Origin of the sequence: Achromobacter denitrificans NBRC 15125 (genome assembly GCF_001571365.1) — a bacterium.
In the GTDB taxonomy this organism is placed as follows: domain Bacteria; phylum Pseudomonadota; class Gammaproteobacteria; order Burkholderiales; family Burkholderiaceae_B; genus Achromobacter; species Achromobacter denitrificans.
In genome coordinates, this window is sequence record NZ_BCTQ01000012.1 from 51934 (window position 1) to 73597 (window position 21664).

20 protein-coding genes are annotated in these 21664 nt (G+C 68.4%); all 20 read left to right on the forward strand.

Features of this window, described 5'->3' with window-relative positions; translation table 11 throughout:
- Nucleotides 1–191: 191 nt before the first annotated feature.
- On the forward strand, nucleotides 192–740 hold the full coding sequence (locus ADE01S_RS12245) for a MarR family winged helix-turn-helix transcriptional regulator (protein ID WP_062681972.1): 549 nt from the start codon (nucleotides 192–194) through the stop codon (nucleotides 738–740).
- Nucleotides 737–1297 (forward strand): diaminobutyrate acetyltransferase, encoded by a 561-nt coding sequence (gene ectA, locus ADE01S_RS12250; protein WP_062681973.1) that lies wholly within the window; start codon nucleotides 737–739, stop codon nucleotides 1295–1297. The genes ADE01S_RS12245 and ectA overlap by 4 nt, the downstream gene beginning before the upstream one ends.
- A gap of 122 nt (nucleotides 1298–1419) precedes the next feature.
- On the forward strand, nucleotides 1420–2727 hold the full coding sequence (ectB, locus tag ADE01S_RS12255) for a diaminobutyrate--2-oxoglutarate transaminase (RefSeq protein WP_062681974.1): 1308 nt from the start codon (nucleotides 1420–1422) through the stop codon (nucleotides 2725–2727).
- Entirely contained in the window at nucleotides 2724–3128 is a 405-nt protein-coding gene (locus ADE01S_RS12260) for an ectoine synthase (protein WP_043541425.1), read from the forward strand. The genes ectB and ADE01S_RS12260 overlap by 4 nt, the downstream gene beginning before the upstream one ends.
- A 15-nt stretch (nucleotides 3129–3143) precedes the next feature.
- Complete coding sequence (thpD, locus tag ADE01S_RS12265; protein WP_062681975.1) at nucleotides 3144–4070, forward strand: ectoine hydroxylase; 927 nt, start codon at nucleotides 3144–3146, stop codon at nucleotides 4068–4070.
- A 163-nt stretch (nucleotides 4071–4233) separates the two neighbouring features.
- Complete coding sequence (locus ADE01S_RS12270) at nucleotides 4234–5106, forward strand: MOSC domain-containing protein (protein WP_062681976.1); 873 nt, start codon at nucleotides 4234–4236, stop codon at nucleotides 5104–5106.
- Between the two features lie 275 nt (nucleotides 5107–5381).
- Nucleotides 5382–5750, forward strand: a complete 369-nt coding sequence (panD, locus tag ADE01S_RS12275; protein WP_062681977.1) for an aspartate 1-decarboxylase — start codon at nucleotides 5382–5384, stop codon at nucleotides 5748–5750.
- A 64-nt stretch (nucleotides 5751–5814) separates the two neighbouring features.
- Nucleotides 5815–6861 (forward strand): CDP-6-deoxy-delta-3,4-glucoseen reductase, encoded by a 1047-nt coding sequence (locus tag ADE01S_RS12280; RefSeq protein WP_062682054.1) that lies wholly within the window; start codon nucleotides 5815–5817, stop codon nucleotides 6859–6861.
- A gap of 180 nt (nucleotides 6862–7041) precedes the next feature.
- Nucleotides 7042–8298 (forward strand): D-amino acid dehydrogenase, encoded by a 1257-nt coding sequence (locus tag ADE01S_RS12285; protein ID WP_062681978.1) that lies wholly within the window; start codon nucleotides 7042–7044, stop codon nucleotides 8296–8298.
- A gap of 4 nt (nucleotides 8299–8302) precedes the next feature.
- Nucleotides 8303–9643, forward strand: a complete 1341-nt coding sequence (locus ADE01S_RS12290) for an extracellular solute-binding protein (RefSeq protein ID WP_062681979.1) — start codon at nucleotides 8303–8305, stop codon at nucleotides 9641–9643.
- Between the two features lie 192 nt (nucleotides 9644–9835).
- Nucleotides 9836–10693 (forward strand): TrbG/VirB9 family P-type conjugative transfer protein, encoded by an 858-nt coding sequence (locus ADE01S_RS12295; RefSeq protein WP_062681980.1) that lies wholly within the window; start codon nucleotides 9836–9838, stop codon nucleotides 10691–10693.
- Entirely contained in the window at nucleotides 10690–12273 is a 1584-nt protein-coding gene (locus tag ADE01S_RS12300; protein WP_062681981.1) for a hypothetical protein, read from the forward strand. Before ADE01S_RS12295 ends, ADE01S_RS12300 begins: the two co-directional genes overlap by 4 nt.
- Nucleotides 12274–12275: 2 nt before the next feature.
- Nucleotides 12276–13601, forward strand: a complete 1326-nt coding sequence (locus ADE01S_RS12305; protein ID WP_242663406.1) for a hypothetical protein — start codon at nucleotides 12276–12278, stop codon at nucleotides 13599–13601.
- Nucleotides 13588–14106, forward strand: coding sequence for a hypothetical protein (locus tag ADE01S_RS12310; protein WP_062681982.1), 519 nt, complete (start codon nucleotides 13588–13590; stop codon nucleotides 14104–14106). Before ADE01S_RS12305 ends, ADE01S_RS12310 begins: the two co-directional genes overlap by 14 nt.
- A complete protein-coding gene (locus ADE01S_RS12315; protein WP_062681983.1) occupies nucleotides 14103–15818 on the forward strand; it encodes an ATPase, T2SS/T4P/T4SS family in 1716 nt (571 codons plus the stop codon). The genes ADE01S_RS12310 and ADE01S_RS12315 overlap by 4 nt, the downstream gene beginning before the upstream one ends.
- The gene (locus ADE01S_RS12320) at nucleotides 15811–16947 is read left to right on the forward strand and encodes a hypothetical protein (RefSeq protein ID WP_062681984.1); all 1137 of its coding nucleotides are present in this window, start codon (nucleotides 15811–15813) and stop codon (nucleotides 16945–16947) included. The genes ADE01S_RS12315 and ADE01S_RS12320 overlap by 8 nt, the downstream gene beginning before the upstream one ends.
- Nucleotides 16948–17004: 57 nt before the next feature.
- Nucleotides 17005–17622 carry a type 4 pilus major pilin gene (locus tag ADE01S_RS12325; RefSeq protein WP_062681985.1) on the forward strand — a complete coding sequence of 206 codons (618 nt, stop codon included), beginning with the start codon at nucleotides 17005–17007 and terminating at the stop codon, nucleotides 17620–17622.
- On the forward strand, nucleotides 17619–18695 hold the full coding sequence (locus ADE01S_RS12330; RefSeq protein ID WP_242663405.1) for a prepilin: 1077 nt from the start codon (nucleotides 17619–17621) through the stop codon (nucleotides 18693–18695). Before ADE01S_RS12325 ends, ADE01S_RS12330 begins: the two co-directional genes overlap by 4 nt.
- Nucleotides 18696–18773: 78 nt before the next feature.
- Nucleotides 18774–21398: an alanine--tRNA ligase gene (gene alaS / locus ADE01S_RS12335; RefSeq protein ID WP_062681986.1), complete on the forward strand. Its 2625-nt coding sequence runs from the start codon at nucleotides 18774–18776 to the stop codon at nucleotides 21396–21398.
- Nucleotides 21398–21655 carry a sulfurtransferase TusA family protein gene (locus tag ADE01S_RS12340; RefSeq protein WP_062681987.1) on the forward strand — a complete coding sequence of 86 codons (258 nt, stop codon included), beginning with the start codon at nucleotides 21398–21400 and terminating at the stop codon, nucleotides 21653–21655. Before alaS ends, ADE01S_RS12340 begins: the two co-directional genes overlap by 1 nt.
- Nucleotides 21656–21664: the final 9 nt, after the last annotated feature.

Genomic DNA, 21664 nt, shown 5'->3' on the forward strand with positions numbered 1-21664 from the left:
GCTTCCACCTAGGGCCGCGCAGGGGAAATTCCGCTACCGCGCCGGGGCCGCAAGTCCATGAATCTTGCTGTCATCCGCAGCAAACTCGTATTCATTTATTTACATCGTGCAGGGGGATTTTTGTTTGACTCGAATAGATCGTGCGCATATCATTCGTATAGAAATGAATTTGACCGAATCCACTTTTTCCCATGACTGACGCAGCGAAATCCGATCCCACCCAGCAGTACGACCTGCGCATTTTGCGGGCCCTGCGCCGCATTACGCGCTCGATCGCGCTGCACTCTCGCCAGCTGTCCGCCGTCAGTCATATCACCGCGCCGCAACTGATGTGCCTGCGCACGGTGATCGGCAACGGCCCCATGACGGCCACGGCCATCAGCCGCGAGATGCACGTCAGCCCCAGCACCGTGGTGGGCATCCTGGATCGCCTGGAAGACAAGGGCCTGATCCGCCGCGAGCGCGGCCGTGAAGACCGCCGCATCGTGTTCGTCACGGCCACGGAAGCCGGGCGCGAGCTGGCGCAGGGCGCGCCTTCTCCACTGCAGAAGCATCTTGCCGACGCGCTCAACGCGCTGCCGGAACTCGAACAGGCCACCATCACGCTGTCCCTGGAGCGCATCGTCGCGCTCATGGAGCAGGATGGCCAGGCCGCCGTCGACACGCATGGCGATGTGTCGTCGCCCATCCTTGAAGTGCCCACGGGCGGGGCACCCCCAGAATCGGGAATCGTCGCATGAAGAAAAACGAACTGGACTACCCAACCCTCTCAAGTGCCGTGGCGCCGGCGGTCAGCGCGCAGACCCATACCATGCGTCTGCCCGACCGCAAAGACGGCGCCGCCATCCACCGCCTCATTTCCGAGTGCCCGCCACTCGACCTGAATTCCCTCTACGCGTACCTGCTCCTTGCCGAGCACTTTCGCGACACCTGCGTCCTGGCCGAAAGCTCCGGCGGGCGTATCGACGGTTTTATCTCCGCTTATGTGATCCCGACCCGGCCCGACGTCCTGTTCGTCTGGCAGGTCGCGGTGCACACCCGCGCACGCGGCCATCGGTTGGGCCGCGCCATGCTCCGCGAACTCTTGCGCCGCAAGGGTCTTGAGCATGTCCGCTATCTCGAAACCACGGTGGGGCCTGACAACCAGGCATCGCGTCGCAGTTTCGCCGGCCTGGCCGGCGAACTGGGCGCCCACGTCTCCGAACAGCCGTTCTTCGACCGGCACCTCTTCGGCGGCGCGGACCATGACGATGAGATGTTGTTGAGGATAGGTCCGTTCGCCTTGCCGACCCCTTAGGGGTGGCGCAAGCCCAGCGGTCTTATCGACTACCGGGATGGTTGGCCGATCCGGATGCGCGAAAGCACCCGGAGGGAGCTGGCCGTCTGTCAACTTATGAGATGAAAGGGAGGATTAATCATATGGACTTGAAAATCTTTGACCGGATGGAGTCGGAGGTGCGGGGCTACATCCGGTCGTTCCCCGTGATCTTCAGCCAGGCCAGGGGTTCGACGCTGATCGATGAAGACGGCACCGAGTACATCGATTTCTTCAGCGGCGCCGGCACCCTCAATTACGGCCACAACAATCCTGTTCTCAAGGAAAAGCTGCTGGAGTATGTGCAGTCGGACGGCGTCGTCCATGGCCTGGACATGGCCACCAGCGCGAAGAAGCGTTTCCTGGAGACGGTGGATCGCGTGCTGCTCAAGCCGCGCAACTGGCAGTACACCCTGCAGTTCACCGGCCCGACGGGAACCAACGCCGTCGAGGCGGCGCTGAAGATCGCGCGCCAGGTCAAGGGGCGTTCGAACGTCATTTCGTTCACGCACGGATTCCATGGCGTGAGCGGCGGCTCGCTGGCGGTGACCGCCAACATGAAATTCCGCGAAGCCTCCGGCTATGCGCTGGGCAACACCTCGTTCATGCCCTACGACGGATACTTCGGTCCGGACGTGGACACCATGGCCTACCTTGAGCGCATGCTGGAGGACCCCAGCAGCGGCATGGACAAGCCTGCCGCCGTCATCGTGGAGACGGTGCAGGGCGAAGGCGGCGTGAACGTCGCCACCCTGCGTTGGCTGAAAGAGCTGGAGAAGCTCTGCAAGCGCCACGACATGCTGCTCATCGTGGACGACATCCAGGTCGGCTGCGGCCGGACCGGCACGTTCTTCAGCTTCGAGGCCGCGGGCATCCGCCCCGACATCATCACCCTGTCGAAGTCGCTGTCCGGTTTCGGCCTGCCGATGTCGCTGGTGCTGATGAAGCCCGAACTGGACGTCTGGAAACCGGGCGCCCACAGCGGCACGTTCCGCGGCAACAACCTGGCCTTCGTCACGGCGACGCAGGCGCTGGAAACCTACTGGACCAATGCCGCCTTCACCGCCGACATCCAGCGCAAGGAGCGCCAGGTGCGCGACTGGCTGGAGAACCTGGTTCACAGCTATCCCAACGCCGGCCTGTCGGTGCGCGGCCGCGGCCTGATCCAGGGGCTGGTGTGCAACGCCACGCCCGCCCTGGCCAACCGCATCGCGCAGAACGCCTTCAAGAAGGGCGTGGTGATCGAAACCTCGGGCGCGCAGGACGAAGTGCTGAAGCTGCTGCCCGCGCTGACGATCGAGGAAGAGCTGCTGGGCAAGGGCCTGGAGGTGATCGAGGCCAGCGTGGCGGAGGCGCTCGCCGAAGAGGGGCAGTCCGCCCGCATCCTGAAATTTGGAGGAAAACGTCAATGATCGTACGCAATGTCAAAGATGTGATCGGCACCGCCGATGAGGTCCGCACCGATACCTGGGTCAGCCGCCGCGTGCTGCTGAAGAAGGACGGGATGGGGTTTTCCTTCCACGAAACCACCATCTTCCCGGGCGGCCGCACCCATATCCACTACAAGAACCATCTTGAAGCGGTGTGGTGCATCGAGGGCGACGGCTCCATCGAAACCATTGCCGACGGCAAGAAATACGACCTGGGACCCGGCGTGGTCTATGCCCTGAACGAGCATGACGAGCACTGGCTGTGCGGCGGCAAGGAGCCGCTGCGCGTCATCTGCGTCTTCAACCCGCCGCTGACCGGCCAGGAAGTGCACGACAAGGAAGGCGTCTACGCACTGCCCGAGGCCGAGGCCCAGGTCGCCTGATACAAGGAGGTTCGCATGATCTCAGCTGCACAGGATCCGTACGCCTCGCGTACGGATCGAAGTTCCGCCATCATCGCCCGCCAGGATCCGGTGGTTTACGAGGACGGCAAATACGCCAGCGCCCTGAATGCCGAGCAAGTCGGGCAGTACGAGCGCGACGGTTTCCTCCTGCTGGAGAACCTGTTCTCCGAAGACGAGATCCGCGCGCTGTCGTCCGAAGTTGAACGCATGACGCGCGATCCCTCGATCATCCGCCGGGAAGAGTCCATCACCGAGCCGGGCAGCAATGCCGTGCGCTCCATCTTCATGGTGCACGTGCTCAATCCGATCCTGTCGCGCCTGGTGCGCGATCCCCGGTTGGTCAACGTGGCGCGCCAGATCCTCGGCTCCGAGGTGTACATCCACCAGTCCCGCGCCAACATGAAGCCCGGCTTCAAGGGCAAGGAGTTCTACTGGCACTCCGACTTCGAGACCTGGCACGTCGAAGACGGCATGCCCTCGATGCGCGCCCTCAGCTGCTCGGTGCTGCTGACCGACAACAACGAGTGCAACGGTCCGCTGATGCTGGTGCCGGGTTCGCACCGGCAGTTCATCTCGTGCGTGGGCGAGACGCCCAACGATCACTACAAGCAGTCGCTGAAAAAGCAGGAATACGGCGTGCCGGATCCGGTCAGCCTGCAACTGCTGGTGGAGCAGGGCGGTATCCGCTCCATGACGGCCAAGGCCGGTTCGGTGGTGTTCTTCGACTGCAACACGATGCACGGCTCCAACAGCAACATCTCGCCGTGGCCGCGCGCCAACGTGTTCATGGTCTACAACAGCATGGAGAACACCTTGAGCCCGCCCAAATACGGGCTCACGCCGCGTCCCGAACACATCGCGACGCGCAAGGGGTTCAAGGCGGTCACGCCGCTGGACACGCTGAAGCTGGTCGGCGGCTGAACCCGCCGACAGGAAACCCGGGCAGCGGATCGCCCGGGTTTTTTTTCGCCCGCGGGCCATGCGTAGGGAAAAATGCCCGAGCAAGCCGCCAGCACGGGAGGCGGGGATCCGTCCCTCCTCTGCTATTCTTGGCGCATCCCGCCATCCTGGAACCCGGTTCGCCATGTCCGCCCGCATCCTCAGCCTGCATATCTACCCGCTCAAGTCCTGCGCGGGCATCGACCTGAACGAATCCCCCATCGATCGCGCCGGCCTGGCCCACGACCGACGCTGGATGCTGATCGGGGACGACGGGGCGTTCATGACGCAGCGCCAGTGGCCGGCCATGGCGCTCGTTCGCACGGCGATCACGGCGGATGCCCTGCGCCTGTCCGCGCCCGGCATGCCGGATCTGGACGTCGCGCTGGACGGTTCCGGCCTGGAAGGCGGCCCGCAGGACGTCACCGTCTGGAAGGACACGATCGCGGCCCGGCGCGAAAGCGAGGCCGCCGGACGCTGGTTCTCCGAATTCCTCGGAACGCCGTGCCGCCTGTACAAGGTCGACGCGGCCGCGCGGCGGCCGGCCAAGCTCGACTGGGTCTCGCGCTGGACCGAGTCGCATCCCGACCTGGCCGACAGTTTTTCGGGCGACCACCATTTCGGCTTCGCCGACGGCTTTCCGCTGCTGGTGGCCAACCAGGCCTCGCTGGACGACCTCAACGCGCGCCTGCGCGCCAAGGGGGCCGAGCCGGTGCCGATGGACCGCTTCCGACCCAATATCGTGGTGGAGGGCGAATGGGAACCCTTCGAAGAAGACCACACCGCGATGATCGTCGCGGCCGGCGTGAAGATGGCGTTCGTCAAGCCCTGCACCCGCTGCTCGATTCCGGACATCGACCAGCGCACCGCCCAGCGCTATGAAGAGCCGGGCCGCACGCTGGCGGGCTACCGCAATCTGGAAATCGGGGTGGTATTCGGCCAGAACGCCATTGTCGACGCGCCCGCCGGGGCCCGCCTGAAAGTGGGCGACGGGGTGGAGATCGAACTGGATTTCTAGGCCGCGCCGGCGCGGGCCGCGCTCGGGCCGAAGACAGCTTCAGGCCTGCCAGGCCCGGCACGTTCAGGGCGATGCTGCCGATGCCCGCCCACAGCGCTCAGGCGGCGCCCAGGGCAGGGCTTTCATGGCGACCGCCAGCAGCCGGTCGCTGGCAGCGGGCCGTCCCGCTGCGGCAAAAACTATAGAATACCGGCTTCCAACGGCAAAACCGGGTGCCGGGCATCAACTCTTGCAACACTTCGCGTTCCGGGCCGCGAAACCAGGATATTCCCATCATGCAACGCATTATGCTGCGGGCAAAGCTGCACCGCGTCACGGTCACCGAAGCCGACCTTCACTACGAAGGGTCTTGTGGCATCGACGAAGACCTGCTGGACGCTGCCGGCATGCGCGAGTTCGAACGCATCGAACTCTACAACGTCACCAACGGCGAACGCTTCGACACCTACATCATCAAGGCGGCCCGCGGCAGCGGCGCCATTTCCTTGAACGGCGCCGCCGCGCGCCGGGCCCAGGTCGGCGATCTGCTGATCATCTGCACCTACGGCCCGATGTCCGAAGCCGATTCGGCCGCGCACAAGCCGCAGGTCGTGCTGGTGGACGACGCCAACCGCGTCAAGGAAATCCGCAAGTTCCCGGCCTGAGGCCGGGCCGAACGCGGCGCCCGCCTTGCCGGCCGGCGCCGCGTCAACCCTGAACTGTTTCATCATGAGCTTCCAGGTCATCATCCAACCCAGCCAGCATCAATTCCCGGTCGAGCCCGGCCAGACCGTGCTCGATGCCGCCCTGGCCGCGGGCATCGTCCTGCCTTATAGCTGTCGCAACGGCGCGTGCTCCACCTGCAAGGGCCGCGTGGTTTCCGGGGAGTTCGATGCCGGGCAGTATCCGGCGCAGATCCTGTCGCCCGAAGAACTGGCCGACGGCTACACGCTGTTCTGCCAGGCCCGTCCGGCTTCCGACATGGTGGTCGAGTCCACCGAGGTCCGCCTGGCCGGCGACATCCAGATCCGCAAGCTGCCCTCGCGCGTGCAGACGCTGGAACGCGTGGCGCCGGACGTCACGGTGATCAAGCTGCAGCTGCCGGCTTCTGAGCAGTTCCGCTATTACGCCGGGCAGTACATCGAAGTCATCCTGAAGGACGGCCGCCGTCGCAGCTATTCCATGGCGGGCGCCCCGCATACCGGCAGCCCCCTCGAACTGCACATCCGCCACATGCCGGGCGGCGTCTTCACCGACCACGTCTTCGGCGCCGGCGAGACGCAGATGAAAGAGCGCGAGATCCTGCGCCTGGAAGGGCCTTTCGGCTCCTTCTTCCTGCGCGAGGACAGCGACAAGCCCATCGTGCTGCTGGCCAGCGGCACGGGCTTCGCGCCGGTCAAGGCGATCGTCGAGCACATGATCCACAACAACATCAATCGTCCCGTCGCGCTCTACTGGGGCGGGCGCCGTCCGCGCGATCTCTACATGCACGAGCTGGCGCAGTCGTGGGAGGCCCAGCTGCCGGCGTTCCGCTACGTGCCGGTGGTGTCCAACGCCCTCCAGGAAGACGGCTGGACCGGCCGCACCGGCTTCGTCCACGAGGCCGTCCTGCAGGACATCGCCGACCTGTCCGGCCATCAGGTCTATGCCTGCGGCACGCCGCTGATGGTGGACGCGGCCAGGCGCGAGTTCAGCAGCCAGAACGGGCTGCCCCCGGAAGAGTTCTACGCGGACGCCTTCACGTCCGAAGCCGACTTGGCGAAAGCCGCGTCCTGAGTAACAGGGCATGAATGAAAGGGGCGGAACGAACGGGCCTGGAAAGGTTTGTGACTTCCGCCCCTTTTTATTCCGTAGGCGCGGCGAAATCGCCGGGGTAAACTGCCGTGGCAGCAGCTTGCCATGGGTCGCGGACATCGGGTCCGCGGACCGAGCTGGCACGCAAGGAGCAATGCGGGCATGAAAGTAGCGGTATTGGGTGGCGGCATCATCGGAATCTCCAGCGCCTGGTGGCTGAACCAGGCGGGCCACGACGTCGTGGTCATCGATCGCTGCACCGGTCCCGCGCAGGAAACCAGCCTGGCCAACGGCGCCCAGATTTCGGTGTCGTATGCCGAGCCCTGGGCCAATCCGCAGGCGCCCTTCAAGCTGCTTAAATGGATGTTCCAGGACAACGCCCCGCTGCTGTTCCGCCCGCAGCTGGACTGGCGGCAATGGATGTGGGGTCTCGCCTTCCTGCGCGAATGCCTGCCCGGCCGCCTGGCGCCCAATATCCGCGCCATGGTCCGCATGGCCGAATACAGCCGCGCCACCTTGCGCGGCATGCGCGCCGACCTGGGCATCCAGTACGACCATCTTGAGCGCGGCATCCTGAATTTCTACCGCGACCAGCACGAATTCGAGAACTCGCAACGCGCCGCCGGCCTGATGCGCGACTTCGGCGTGGAGCGGCGCGTGGTGTCGACCGACGAGGTCATCGCCATCGAGCCCGCCCTGGCGCCGCATCGCCAGACCATCGTCGGGGGCGACTACACGCCCGAGGACGAAAGCGGCGACGTGCACCTGTTCACGGTGGCCCTGGCCGAGCACTGCGCCCGCGCCGGCGTCGAGTTCCACTACAACACCCGCGCCACGCGCCTGCTGACCACCGGCGGCACGGTGCAGGGCGTCGAAATCATCGGGCCCGACGGCCGCTACGGCGCCTTGTCGGCCGATGCCTATGTCGTGGCCATGGGCAGTTTCAGTCCCGGCCTGTTGCGTCCCCTGGGCATCCCCTGCAACGTCTACCCGGCCAAGGGCTATTCCGCGACCTTCCCGGTGCTCAAGCCGGACGGCGCGCCCACGGTCAGCCTGACCGACAGCAGCCATAAAGTCGTATTCTCTCGTTTGGGCGACCGTCTGCGCATGGCGGGCACCGCGGAGCTGTCCGGATATTCCCGCAGCCTGAATACGGGGCGCTGCGAAGCCATGACCCGCCTGGCGCGCGAACTTTTTCCCGACGCGCTCGATTTCGAGCGCGTCAGCTATTGGTCGGGCTTGCGTCCGTCCACTCCCTCGAACGTGCCCATCATCGGCCGCAGCCGTATCCCCAACCTGTACGTCAATACAGGGCACGGTACGCTCGGTTGGACGATGGGCGTTGGCTCGGGCCGGGCATTGGCCGATCTGCTCAGCGGACGGCGGCCAGAACCGGAATTTCCTTTTCTTGGTCTGTGAACCTATGAAGAATCTGCAATTGGCGGGCATTGCCCGCGCGATGTTCGCCAACCGGCGCGCATGGGTATTCGGCGCCGCCATGGCGATGGCCGGAGCGGCCAATGCCGCCGCGGTCGAAATACAGGTCTGGCACACGCTGACCGACGCAAACAAGGCCGAGTTCGAAAAGCTCGCCAAGCAATACAACAAGGAGCAGGACCAGGTCCGCGTCACGCTGCGCGGCTTCGCCTCGGCCAGCGCGCTGGAACAAGAGGCCGTTTCCGCCGTCAAGGCCAAGAAGGGCCCGAACCTGCTGCAACTGACCGACAACCATTCGCCCGAAGTCGTGGCCCAGCACAAGGCCGTGCTGCCGATGTACGAATTGCTGGCCAAGTATCCGATCAAGGACCTGAACTGGTTCGTGCCGGCCACCAGCAGCTTCACGCGCGACAGCAAGGGCCGCCTGCTGGCGTTCCCCTGGATGGCCGAAGTGCCGGTGATGTTCTACAACACCGCCGCCTACAAGAAGGCCGGCCTGGACCCCAACAAGCCCGCCCGCACCTGGACCGCGCTGCAAGCCGAACTGCTGAAGCTGCGCGACGTGGCCGACATCGACTGCCCCTACGCTTCCAGCGAGCAGGTCACGGTCCACCTGGAAAACCTGGCGCCGATCAACAACCAGCTGTTCACCAGCAACAACAACGGGCTGGACGCCGTCACCAAGAAGTCCGCCGCGCCGGCCATGCAGTTCGACACGCTCTACATGCGCCACATCTCGCTGATGGTGAGCTGGAAGCGTTCGCTGCTGTTCGTGGCGCACTCGGGCGACAACGCCAGCGACAAGCTGTTCGCCAAGGGCGAATGCGCGGTGCTGACCTCCAATACCGGCGCCTTCGGCCAGTTCCTCAACACCAAGTCGCTGTCGTTCGGCGTCGCGCCGCTGCCTTACTACGACCAGGTCACCAAGGACGGCGGCAAGCCGTTCGTGAGCGGTTCGGCGCTGTGGGCGCTCGAAGGCCATCCCCAGGCCGAGGAAAAGGCCACCGCCCAGTTCCTGGCCTGGCTGTCCAAGCCCGTCATCGCCGCCGAATGGCACCAGCGCACCGGCTACCTGCCGCTGACGGAAGCCGCCTTCCGCGCTTCGGACGTCTCGTTCTACGACCGCATCCCCGGCGTCCAGGCGCTGATCGCCTCCATGCGCACGCAGCCGGGCACCAACAGCCGCGGCTTCCGCATGGCCAACTACGAGCGCATCGAGCCCGTGCTGAACCAGCAGCTCAACGAAGCCTTCGAAGGCAAGGTGCCGCCGGTGGCGGCGCTGAACAACGCCGCTTCGCAGGCGCGCAGCATCGCCGCGCAGCGCTGATCTCGGCAAGGCAATCCGGCGGCGCCCGCGCCGCCCGGAAACCCGGTCCTCGGACCGGGTTTTTTTTCGCCCGGCGAAGGCAGCGGGACCAAAGCATCCATTCGTACATGCCAGTCTGGCGAGGCCGGGGGCGCTCATCCACCATGCGTGCATGCGCATCGCTTCCGGTGCGCCTTTCGCTCGCGGTGAGGCATGTTTCGACTCTTCTTCATGGCGGCAGGCCTGTCCTGCCTGGGGGCTTGCACATGGTCCGACAAGGGCGCCGCCGGATCGTCCTGGCAGGCGGCGCGGCCGGCCGCGCAAGGCTTCCGCTTCGACTGGCAGCTGTCCGGCGATCCCGCCGTGGCGCCCATGCAGGTGTTCGACGACGGCAAGGAAACCTGGCTGCAATTCGCGCCCGGGCAGGCCTTGCCGGCGATCTTCGGCATCGGCAGCGATGGCGAACGCGCCTTGCCGTATTTCCGGCGCGACCCCTATGTGGTGCTGACGGGCGGATGGAACCGGCTGGCGTTCCGGGGAGGGCGTTTGTCGGCCCGGGCGCAGCGCCTGCAGGCGCTTGCCGACGCAAGCGTCGAGCGGGCGCCGGACGCGCCGCAACCCCTCGCGCCGCGCAGCTTGCCGGAATCCGCCGCCGTTTCGCCAGGCGCCGTTCCCCTGGCCGCGGTCGCGGAGCCGGTCGCCGCCGTGCCGGCCGCGGCTTCGCCAGCCGCCGCCGTTGCGCCCGGCGCCCCGGATAGCCCGGGCGTCCCGCCCGCGCGCTATCGCGCCGCGCCGCCGGACGCCACCTTGCGGGCCGTGCTGGCGCGCTGGGCTGGCATGGCGGGGTGGACGTTCCAGCCGCAGCATTGGGCGGTCGACGTCGACATCCCGCTGTCCGCCACGGCGGAATTCTCCGGCGATTTCAAATCGGCCGTGCGCGAGCTGCTGGGCGCCACCGAACTCGCGGAAAAGCCGCTGCAACCTTGCTTCTACGGCAACAAGGTGCTGCGCGTCGTGCCGCTGGCGCAGTCCTGCACGCGCATGGCCGCGCCGGGAGGGGCCGCCGCATGAACCGCAGACTGCTTGCCTGCGCCGTGGCATCGGGGATGCTGGGCGGATGCTCGATCTCGCAGCAGGCCGCCGACCACCGCCGCGCCGCCGTCGAACGGCAGGCCGGCGCCACCGCCCGCCACCAGGCCTTCGCCGATGGCCTGACCGACCGCGCCTCGCGCCTGGCCGCGCAGGAGGTCGCCATGCCCTGGCTGGCCGGCAAACCTCAGCCGCTGGCGCGTGAAGTGCTGCTGCCTCCCGCCTTGCGGGAAAACGTGAAAACCACGCTGATGCTGGCCGACGACGCCGATCTGCCCGAGGTCGCGCAGCGCCTGACCGCCGCCACGGGCATCGCCGTGCGCGTGCGGCCGGATGCCTTGCTGCCGCTGGACTTCTTCCTGCCGCGGCTGGCCGCCAGCGGCGCGCTCGCGATTCCCGCGCCCGCCAGCCTGGAAATCCGCGCGGGCGGGCAGCCGTTGGCCGATCTGCTCGATGCCCTCGCGGCCCGCTATTCCGTGCATTGGCGCTACGAGCACAACGCGCTGGAGTTCTATCGCACCGAAAGCCGCGTGTTCGACCTGCGCGCGCTCTCGCTTGCCAGCAAGGTCGACATCCGGCTGGGCCGCTCGGGCAGCGCGGAAGGCGAGGGCTTCGAAAGCGCGTCCAACACCACGCTGTCCGCCGGCGAACACAATGCGCTGGCCGTCCTGCGCGCCAACATCATGCCGCTGCTGACCCGTTCCGGCGTCGTGGCCGACGCGGTCGAGGGCGCCACGTCCCTCGTCGTCACGGATACTCCGGAAGCGCTGGAGCGCGTCGCCCGCTACCTCGAACGCGAGAACAAGGCGCTGACGCGCCGCGTCCGGCTGGTCTTCGAGGAAATCACCGTCATCGCCAACGACGCGGTATCGGGCGGCATCGATTGGAGCGCCGTCTATGCCGCGGCCGGCGCCACGGCCCGGCTGGCGCTGCCGGGCGGCGGCGGCGACGGCGTGCTCGATGCCTCGGTGGGCAAGGGGCCGTTCCGGGGTTCGCAGGCCATCGTCTCCGCGCTCAGCCAGATGGGGGCCGTCGTGCGGCATAGCCGGGTTCCCGTCCTGACGCTGAACCGCCGGCCCGTCACGCACGCCGTGAGAACCACGTTTTCCTACATCGACCGGGTGCAGAGCACCGCCGTGGCCGGAACCGCGCCGGGCGGCGCCAATGGCACGCTGCCGGCCGTCTCCATCAGCCAGAAGGAAGAAACGGTCGGCTCGTTCCTGACGCTGCTGCCCGACATCCAGGAAGACGGCCAGATCCTGCTCTCGCTCGCCTACGACAACGCGGTCGCGCAGCCCTTGAAAACCATCACCTTCGGCGAGCGCGGCAACCAGGTCCAGGTGCAGCAGATCACGATCGACGGCAACGGCACGGTGCAGCAGATCGAACTGCGCCCCGGGCAGCCCATCATCGTTTCCGGCTTCGACCGCAGCCAGGACCAGCACGAACGCCGGCGGCTCGCGCCCGGCGCGCCGCTGATCGCGGGCGGCCAGGACAGCGCCTCGTCAGAACGCACCACCACGCTGGTGCTGGTGACGGCCCAGGTCGAAGAGGGGTACTAGGCATGGACCGAACTCCTCTCACGCTGCTGCTCGACTGCCCCGGCGCGGGGCGAACGCTGGCGTTCGGCCTGCGCTGGCACGCGCTGATCGGCTCCAACGTGCCCGCGCTGGCCCGTGCTCGCGGCCGGCGTCTGCGGGCCAGCCATTACGTCGTGGGCGGGGCGCCCGCCACCATGGCGGGCTACGGACGCGTGCGATCGCGGCGGGGCGGCGGGTGGCGCGCCGGTTTTGCGCGAGGGCGCGGCGAGGCCCGCGTCCAGGCTGCTGCACAGCTCTTCGCCCTGCTGTATCCCGACGGCGGGCATAGCCTGATCCGACTGCCGGACGGCGGACACTGGCTGGTGGCGGCCCAGCGTGGCACGGTGCTGTCCCAGACCGACCGCGTGTTCGCGTCCCTGGACGAGGCGCTGCGCGAGCAATCGCTGTTGCTGGCCCAGCGGCCCGCCTTGCCCATGCGCGAGGCCGGCGCGGTCTGGGCCGCGCTTCAGCAGGCGGTGGATCCGGCCGCCCGGCTGGTCGCGCTGCCGAGCCGCTGGGCCGAGGTGCCGCTGGCCTTGCGGCTATTCCTGGCGTGCGTAGGGCTGGCGGCTCTTGCGCCTGCCCTATGGAGCGCCTTGGAAACGCAATGGCGCGGGCGCGAAGCGCCGGCGGCCGACGGCGCCGAAGAGGGCCCGTCCCAGCCCGATCCCTACCTCGTATTGCTGCAAACCACGGCGGCCCACGCGCCTTCCGAAGTGGGCCGTCTATTGTCCGGCCTGGGCCGGCTGCCCATACAGGTCGCGGGATGGGCGCTGAGCCGCGCGCAGTGCACGGCGGAGCCGCGCGGTTGGGGCTGCTCGGCGGCCTACGTCCGGGTCCGCTCCTCTGCCACGAACCAGGCGCTGCATGCGCTGCGGCCCGCCGGCTGGGAACTGTCGTTCCAGCCGATGGAGGGAGCGACGCTGTCCTGGCGGATGGCTGCGCGTCAGGCGCGCTTGGCCGACCTGTCGCTGCCCACCGGCCTCCAGGTCGATACCGGGCTGGTCGCCGCCTTGCAGCGTCTGCAGCCGGCATTTTCCGCGATCGCGCTGGCGGCGGCCTCGCCGCTGCCCATGGTGGCGCCGCCCGCGGCCCAGGATGCCTCCAGCCAGCGGCCGGAGCGGCCCGGCGTTCGCCGGCGGGCCCTGGTCTTGCGCGGGCCGCTGCGTTCGTTCGCCTTGTTGCCGGACGCCATTTCAACGGCGCGGTGGTCGCGCCTGTCGCTGGAAATCCGGCCACAGCCGAGGCCCGGCCTGGCCGCGAGCACGCTTATCGCCGAATTGCAGGGAGAACTCTATGAGCAGCAATAGGGCAGGCGCCGCCCGCGGCGGGCATGCGGCGCGGTTGGTCGCGGGGATAGCCGCGGGGATCGTATTGGCGGTCGCGCTTGCGTCGGGCGTCCGCGCCCAGCTTCCACCGCCGGCCACGGAAGAACCGCAGGCCTGGCCGGAAGCCGAAACCGTGCGCATGCTGCTGCGCGCCGACGCCGCGGCCGCCCTGGCGGACTGCCGCGTTCCCGGCATCTGCCCGGCGGGCGCAGGATCCGCACCCGCGTCGGGACCGGCGGCGCCCGCCGCCCGTTCGCTCGACGACATCCGCGTGCTGGCCATCTTCGGCATGGCGCGCAGCCTGCGCGTCGATCTCAACGTCAATGGCGCGGTGCTGCGCTACCAGTCGGGCCGCGGCGCGCCCATCGCGGGCGCGGCCGTGGCGGGCGCCTATCAGCTGCTCGCCATCGAGGACGCCTGCGTGCGGCTGAGCCGCGATGGCCTCGAACGCATCGCCTGCCTCGATCTCGGCAGGGCCCACCCATGACGGCGCCCGCCTTGCCGGTTGCCGTTTCGGCAGCCCGTCCGCCCGAGCTGCGAACGCCGGAAGACATCGCCCGCATGGCGCCGGCGTACGCGCGCGCCCTGGGCCGCGAGTTCGACCTGGCCGCGCTGGCGGGCAGGCTGTGTCCGGTCTTGCTGGAAAGCGGCGAGGTCGCCGTCTTCGCCGTGAAGGACTACACGCTGGGCGACCAGATCGACGAAATCGAACGCATGATCACGGCGCAGGGATACCGGTTGGCGCGGGTGCCGCGCTATCAGTTGCCGGCGCCGCTGCTATTGATGGTGGCCCGCGGCCAGCTTGCCGCGCCGGGGCTGGCCGGGCGGGCCGGCGCGCGGCAGGAAGCGCGCGTCTCGGCCCTCGCCGCGCTGTTCCTGGACATCGTGCGCTGGGGCGTGGCGCAGGGGGCGAGCGACGTGCACATCAACATCGACCGGCGGCGCGAAACCTGCGAGATCCGCTACACCATCGGCGGCGAATACGTGGGCACGGAGCGCTTCGCGGGCCTGTCCAACGCGACGCTGCTGGAAGTCCTGGCCGTGGCCTGGATGGACGTCCGGGGCGGCAACGGCGCGGTGTTCGATCCGGCGCTGGAACAGCAGGGGCGCATCGCCCTGGACGTGGACGGCGCGCCGGTCATGTTGCGCTGGGCGTCGCTGGCCGCCGACGCGGGGCCGTCGGTCTGCCTGCGCATCCTGCGGCTGGACGCGACCGCCGATGGCGACCTGCTCGCGCTTGGCTACCTGCCGGCGCAGGTCGAGATCCTGCTGCGCGCCCGCGAGCGCGAGGGCGGGGCCATCGTGCTCGCGGGCGTGGTGGGCTCGGGAAAATCCACCACCATCGCCACGCTGATGCGGGGCATCGCCGCCACCCGCAAGGTCGTCACCCTGGAAGACCCGGTGGAATACCTGATCGGCAACGCCTTGCAGAACACCTTGGGCGGAGCCTTGGCCGAATCGGCCTGGCCGGCGTTCGATGCCAAGCTCAAGACCATCAAGCGGTCCGCGATGAATGACCTGCTCCTCGGCGAAATCCGCGATGTCGAGACCGGGCGCGCGTTCATGGACCTGGCCAGTTCCGGCGTCAGCCTGTACACCACGACCCACGCGGCCAGCGCCGTGATGATCCCCGAGCGCCTGGCCTCGGACGCGATCGGCGTGTCGCGGGATTTCCTGGCGTCGCCCGGCATCCTGAAACTGCTCGTCTACCAGACCCTGCTGCCGCGCCTGTGCGCCCGCTGCGCGTTGCCGGCCGACAACCTGTGGACGGGCGGCGCGGAGCCGAATGTCGATTGGCGGGCATGGATCGCGCGCATGGCCGAAGCCTTCCAGCTGGATGCCGCGGCGCTGCGCGTGCGCAACGTCGCGGGCTGCCCCGATTGCAGGCGTCCCCACCTGCCGGAACTCAACGGCACGGCGGGCCGCTGCGTCGCGGCCGAGATGGTCGAGCCCGAGCGCGTGGACGGATTCCTCGAACGCGTGCGCACGCGCGACAACCAGGGCCTGAAGCGGCAGGCGCAGGCGGCCGGTCCCGCCGCCTGGCGCGTGGCGGCCACGCGCGGCGCCCAGGCGTTGCACACCGCCTTGTATCGGGCCAGCGTGGGCGAAGTCGATCCGCGCTCCCTGTTGCGCCGCTTCGACTTGCCCGCCGCCGTGGTCCGGGCGGGCGCGGCATCCGGCGGGGGCGGCCATGGCTGAGCCGTTCCCGCAGGCGCCCGGCTGGCGCGGGCTCGCCGGTCTCGCCCCGCTGCTGCGCCTGGACGCGGCGCGCTTCCGGTCCCAGCGCGCGGACTATTACGAATACCTGGCGGATCTGGTCGAGGGCACCCAGGGGCGCAAGAGCCTGCGCGACATTTTCGAAGACGACGCGCGCCGGCATGGCCTGGACACGGTGCGCGGGCGCCTGTCGCGGCATTGGGCGGCCGCCTACCAGGAGGCGGGCGGCGACCTGGGCGCCGCGTGGTCCGGCACGCTGCCCGCCAGCGAATGCCTGCTGCTGGCTTGCGTGCAGGAAGAGGGCGGCGAGCTGGCGGCCGCGTTGCGGGACCTGGCGCGCGCCGTCCGGCTGGCGGCGGACGCTTGGCTGGCCTTCGCGTCGGCGGCCGCGGCCGGCGTCGCCGCTGCCGCCGTGGCGTTCGCCTTGCTGTGCGCCATTCCCTTTTTCACCGTGCCGCGGCTGCAACAGGTTTTCCAGGCGGTGCCGCCCGAGGACTACGCCCGCCTGACCCGCGCCTTGTTCGCGCTGGCCCGCGGCCTGCGGACCTGGCTGCCGCTGTGGCTGGCGCTGGTCTTTGGCCTGGCGGCGCTGAGCCTGTGGTCGCTCCCGCATTTCACGGGTCCGCTCAGGGCGCGGCTGGATCGTTGGCTGATCTGGCGGCTCTACCGCGATTTTCACGGCATCCGCTTTCTTGCGCTGCTGTCCGTACTGGTCCGGCAGCATGGCTCCGCCGATACCCGCCTGCGGCGCGCGCTGGCGGTGCAGACGCGCGATGCGGCGCCCTGGCTGCACGCGCACCTGCTGGACATGCTCGGGCGCATCGACGCCGGCCTGGCCGGCCCGGAGATATTCGGCACGGGGCTGCTGGAGGCCGACACCTGGTGGTACATGGCCGACATGATCGACGCGCTGGGCATGGAAGCCGGGCTGGCGCGGGCGCGTCGGCGCGTCGAGGCGCGCCTGCTGGCGCGCGTTCGGCGTCAGGCCGCGGTGCTGCGCTGGTCGCTGCTGATCTCGTCGGTGTCGGCCGTGCTGGGCATCACGCTCTGGCACTACGGCGTAATCGACGAATTGCGGCAGGGGCTCGCCAATTTCTACGCCAGCCGGTAGGGCGGCGGAGCCGGCAGCCATCCTGGCGCCGGCGCTACACACACCAAGGAGACAACCATGCAGCTCATCCACGAATCCCCGTACGGCGCCTTGCAGCAGCGGGGCTTCTCCCTGATGGAGGTGTCCATCGTCACCGCCATCGTCCTGTTGATCGCCATCGTCGGCATTCCCGCCATCGGCGCCTACGTCATCGAAAACAAGGTGCCCAAGGTGGGTGAGGAACTGCAGCGATTCATCGCCAGCATGAAGATCAACGGGCTGGGCGGCGGCGTCGCGCCCTATGCCGGCCTGGACACCGGCGCCATGGCCAATGCCCTGCGGGATTCCAGCGTCCTGTCGGTGCAGGGCGCCGGAGCCGGGGCGCGCATCGCCCATGGCCTGGGCGGCAACGGCGTGGGGAGCAACGGCGTCATCGAGGTGGCGGCGGCCGCGTTCGGCAGCGCGGGGCTGGGCTCGGCGTTCTCCATCACCCTCACCAACGTCAGCCATGCCGCCTGCCCGGCGCTGGCCTCGGTGCTGCAACGGATGTCGGAGACCATCTCCATCGGCGCGCAGGGCGGCTCCCGGATCGTGAAGGATTCGCTGGCCACGCCCGCCGTGCCTTACCGGGCCGCCCTGGCCCAGGCCCAATGCAGCCAGGGCGACGTCAACACCTTCGTGTTCACCGCCAAATGAGTTCGCGCCCGCATCCGCCGCAGGCCTTCCCGCGAATCGCGCGCGCGCGTCCGGGGCACTCCGGATTCTCGCTGCTGGGGATGACGCTGGCGCTGGCCCTGGCCGCGATGGCCGCCATCTGGGCCTCCAACCAGCTGGTGCAGCGGGTGGAGGATGCGGCGGCGCGTTCCACGGGCACGTGGCTCACCCAGATCCGCCTGGCCCTGGACCAGGCGCTGTCCACCCATTTCACGGCCCTGGCCAAGGGGGAACCGCCGCGCAACGGGCAGGGCGCGCCGTTGTTCGCGGACCCGCTGGCACCCACCGTGGCCGAACTGCGCGCCGCGGGATTCCTGCCCGGTGGCTTTCCGGACCGCTCGGCGCTGGGCTTCGCCGCGCAGCTGCGGATCGCGAGGGCGGCGGCCTGCCCGGGCGCGCAATGCCGGCTGGACGGGCTGGCCTACGGCGCGCAGCCGCTGCTGAAAACAGGGACGCAATTGCCCGACCTGATCGGCATGGCGGCCGTGATCGAGGCCGCGGACGGCTACGGGGGCGCCGTGTGGCCCGGCGCCCCGGGCAGGCTGCGCGGGGCCGCCTTCAACTTCGCGAACCCCCTGGCGGCGGGCATGCCGGCCTATGCGCCGGGCACCGTGGCGGTCTGGGCGGCCGCGGGCGCGGGAGCCGCCGGTCCGGACCTGGAGCGCTTCGTGAAGATCCGCGATACCCGCGATCCCCAGCTCCAGGGCTCGCTGAGCGTCGCGTCCTCGGCCTCGGTCGGAGGCTATCTTTCGGTGGGCGCGCGAGCCGCCGCAGGGCAGTATTGCGGCGCCGCCAACGGGACGATGGCCAATTCCCCCGAGGGCGAGCTGCTGACCTGCCAGTCCAATGTCTGGACGCAGGCCAGCGGGGGCTTCGGCGGGGCGTACAGCCTGAATTACCCCTTGGGTTGCTACCATTACACCGGTGCCTCCACGGCCAATCCGCGCACGGGCGCCTGCTCGTGCCCGGCCGGCTACAGCGCGGTCATCGTTTCCGCGGGCGGCAAATGGACCGAAACCGAGGGCTGGACCACCGGCTACGTCTGCGTGCGCTGAGCCCCGCGCCCCTCATTGCCGCGTATGGCCGCCAACCCTCTATAATCAAAAATTCGCCTAAATCCTGCTTCATCCACGATGAAATCCTCCGAGATTCGCCAGCAGTTCCTGCAATTCTTCAAGTCCAAGGGACACACCATCGTCCCTTCGTCGTCGCTCGTCCCCGGCAACGACCCGACTTTGCTCTTCACCAATTCGGGCATGGTCCAGTTCAAGGACGTCTTCACGGGCAAGGAATCGCGGTCCTACACGCGCGCCACGTCCTCGCAGCGCAGCGTGCGCGCGGGCGGCAAGCACAACGACCTGGAGAACGTGGGCTACACCGCCCGCCACCATACGTTCTTCGAAATGCTGGGCAATTTCAGCTTTGGCGACTACTTCAAGCGCGACGCCATCCAGTACGCCTGGGAGCTGCTGACCCAGGTCTACAAGCTGCCCGCCGAGAAGCTCTGGGTCACCGTGTACCAGGAAGACGACGAGGCCTATGACATCTGGGCCAAGGAAGTCGGCGTGCCGGCCGAGCGCATCATCCGCATCGGCGACAACAAGGGCGCCCGCTACGCGTCGGACAACTTCTGGCAGATGGCCGACACGGGCCCCTGCGGCCCCTGCTCGGAAATCTTCTACGACCACGGCCCCGAGATCTGGGGTGGCCCCCCGGGGTCCCCCGAGGAAGACGGCGATCGCTACATCGAGATCTGGAACCTGGTGTTCATGCAGTTCGAGCGCGACGCCGCCGGCAACATGCCGCGCCTGCCGCGCCCCTGTGTCGACACCGGCATGGGCCTGGAACGCATCGCCGCCGTGCTGCAAGGCGTGCATTCCAACTACGAAATCGATCTGTTCCAGCACCTGATCGCCGCCGCCGCGCGCGAAACCGGCATCAAGGACCTGGAAGACAACTCGCTGAAGGTCATCGCCGACCACATCCGCGCCTGCTCGTTCCTGATCGTCGACGGCGTGATCCCCAGCAACGAAGGCCGCGGCTACGTGCTGCGCCGCATCGTGCGCCGCGCGCTGCGCCATGGCTACAAGCTGGGCCAGACCAAGCCGTTCTTCCACCGCCTGGTGCCCGACCTCGTCGCCGAGATGGGCGAGGCCTATCCGGAGCTGGCCGCCACGGCCGACCGCGTCGCCCAGGTGCTCAAGCAGGAAGAAGAGCGTTTCGGCGAAACGCTGGAACACGGCATGCGCATCCTGGATGCCGCCCTGGCCAACGTGCCCAAGGGCGGCCAGCTGGACGGCACCACGCTGTTCACGCTGTACGACACCTACGGCTTCCCGGTGGACCTGACCGCCGACATCTGCCGCGAGCGCGAAGTGGAAGTGGACATGGCCGGCTTCGAAGTCGCCATGGAACGCCAGCGCGACCAGGCGCGCGCCGCGGGCAAGTTCAAGATGGCCGAAGGCCTGAGCTACGAAGGCGCGGACACGCGCTTCGAAGGCTACGAAAAGCTCGAACTCGACAACGTCAAGGTCACGGCCCTGTACGTCGACGGCACGCAGGTCCAGCAGGTGCAGGCCGGCCAGAATGCGGTCGTCGTGCTCGACGCCACGCCGTTCTATGCGGAATCGGGCGGCCAGGTGGGCGATACCGGCTTGCTCGAAGCAGCCGGCTTGCGCTTCGCCGTCGCCGACACCCTCAAGATCCAGGCCGGCGTCTTCGGCCACCACGGCTTGCTGGAATCGGGCACCCTGTCCGTGGGCGACACGCTGCTGGCCCGCGTGGACGCGGTGCGCCGCGCCCGCACGGTGCGCAACCACTCCGCCACTCACCTGATGCACAAGGCGTTGCGCCAGGTGCTGGGCGCGCACGTGCAGCAGCGCGGCTCGCTGGTGGACCCCGACAAGACCCGTTTCGATTTCGCGCAGGACGCGCCCCTGACGGCCGAGCAGATCGCCCGCGTCGAGGCCATCGTCAACGCCGAAATCCTCGCCAACCAGCCCACTGTGGTGCAGGTCATGGCCTATGACGACGCGGTCAAGGGCGGCGCCATGGCGCTGTTCGGCGAAAAGTACGGCGACACGGTGCGCGTGCTCGACATCGGCTTCTCGCGCGAGCTTTGCGGCGGCACCCACGTCGGCCGCACCGGCGACATCGGCCTGTTCAAGATCGTCTCCGAAGGCGGCGTGGCCGCGGGCGTGCGCCGCATCGAGGCCATCACCGGAGACAACGCCCTGGCCTGGGTGCAGAACCAGAATGCCTTGCTGACCCAGGTCGCGGGCATGCTGCGCTCGACGCCGGCCGATCTGCCCGCCCGCATTGCGCAGGTGCAGGAACAGATCAAGACGCTTGAGAAAGACCTCGAACAATCGCGCAGCAAGCTGGCTGCCAGCGCGGGCAACGATCTGGCCTCCAGCGCCGCCGTCGACGTCAAGGGCATCAAGGTCCTGGCCGCCGGCATCGGCGACGTGGATCCCAAGGCGCTGCGCGGCATGGTCGACAACCTGAAGGATCGCCTGAAGCCGGCGGTCGTGCTGCTGGCCACCGGTTCGGCCGACGGCAAGATCAGCGTGGTGGGCGGCGTCACCGCCGACCTGACCGACCGCATCAAGGCCGGCGACCTGGTCGGCTTCGTTGCCGCCCAGGTGGGCGGCAAGGGCGGCGGGCGTCCGGACATGGCCATGGGCGGCGGCACCGACGTGAGCGCCTTGCCCGCGGCGATCGCCAGCGTGCAGAAGTGGGTGGACGAGCGTCTGTGATGAACGGTCCCGATGCCGGCGCGCAAGCGCCGTCCTTCGAGCAGGAGATCGATGCCAGCGGGCTGACTTGCCCTTTGCCCATCCTGCGCGCCAAGAAGGCCCTGGCGCAGATGGCCAGCGGCGAAGTGCTGCGCGTCGTCACCACGGACCGCAACGCGATCCGGGACTTCCAGGCCTTTGCCCGCCAGACCGGCAACGTCCTGGTGGCGCAGCAGGAAGTCGACGGCCGCGGCGTGCATTTCCTGCGGCGGCGCTGACCGGCCCGC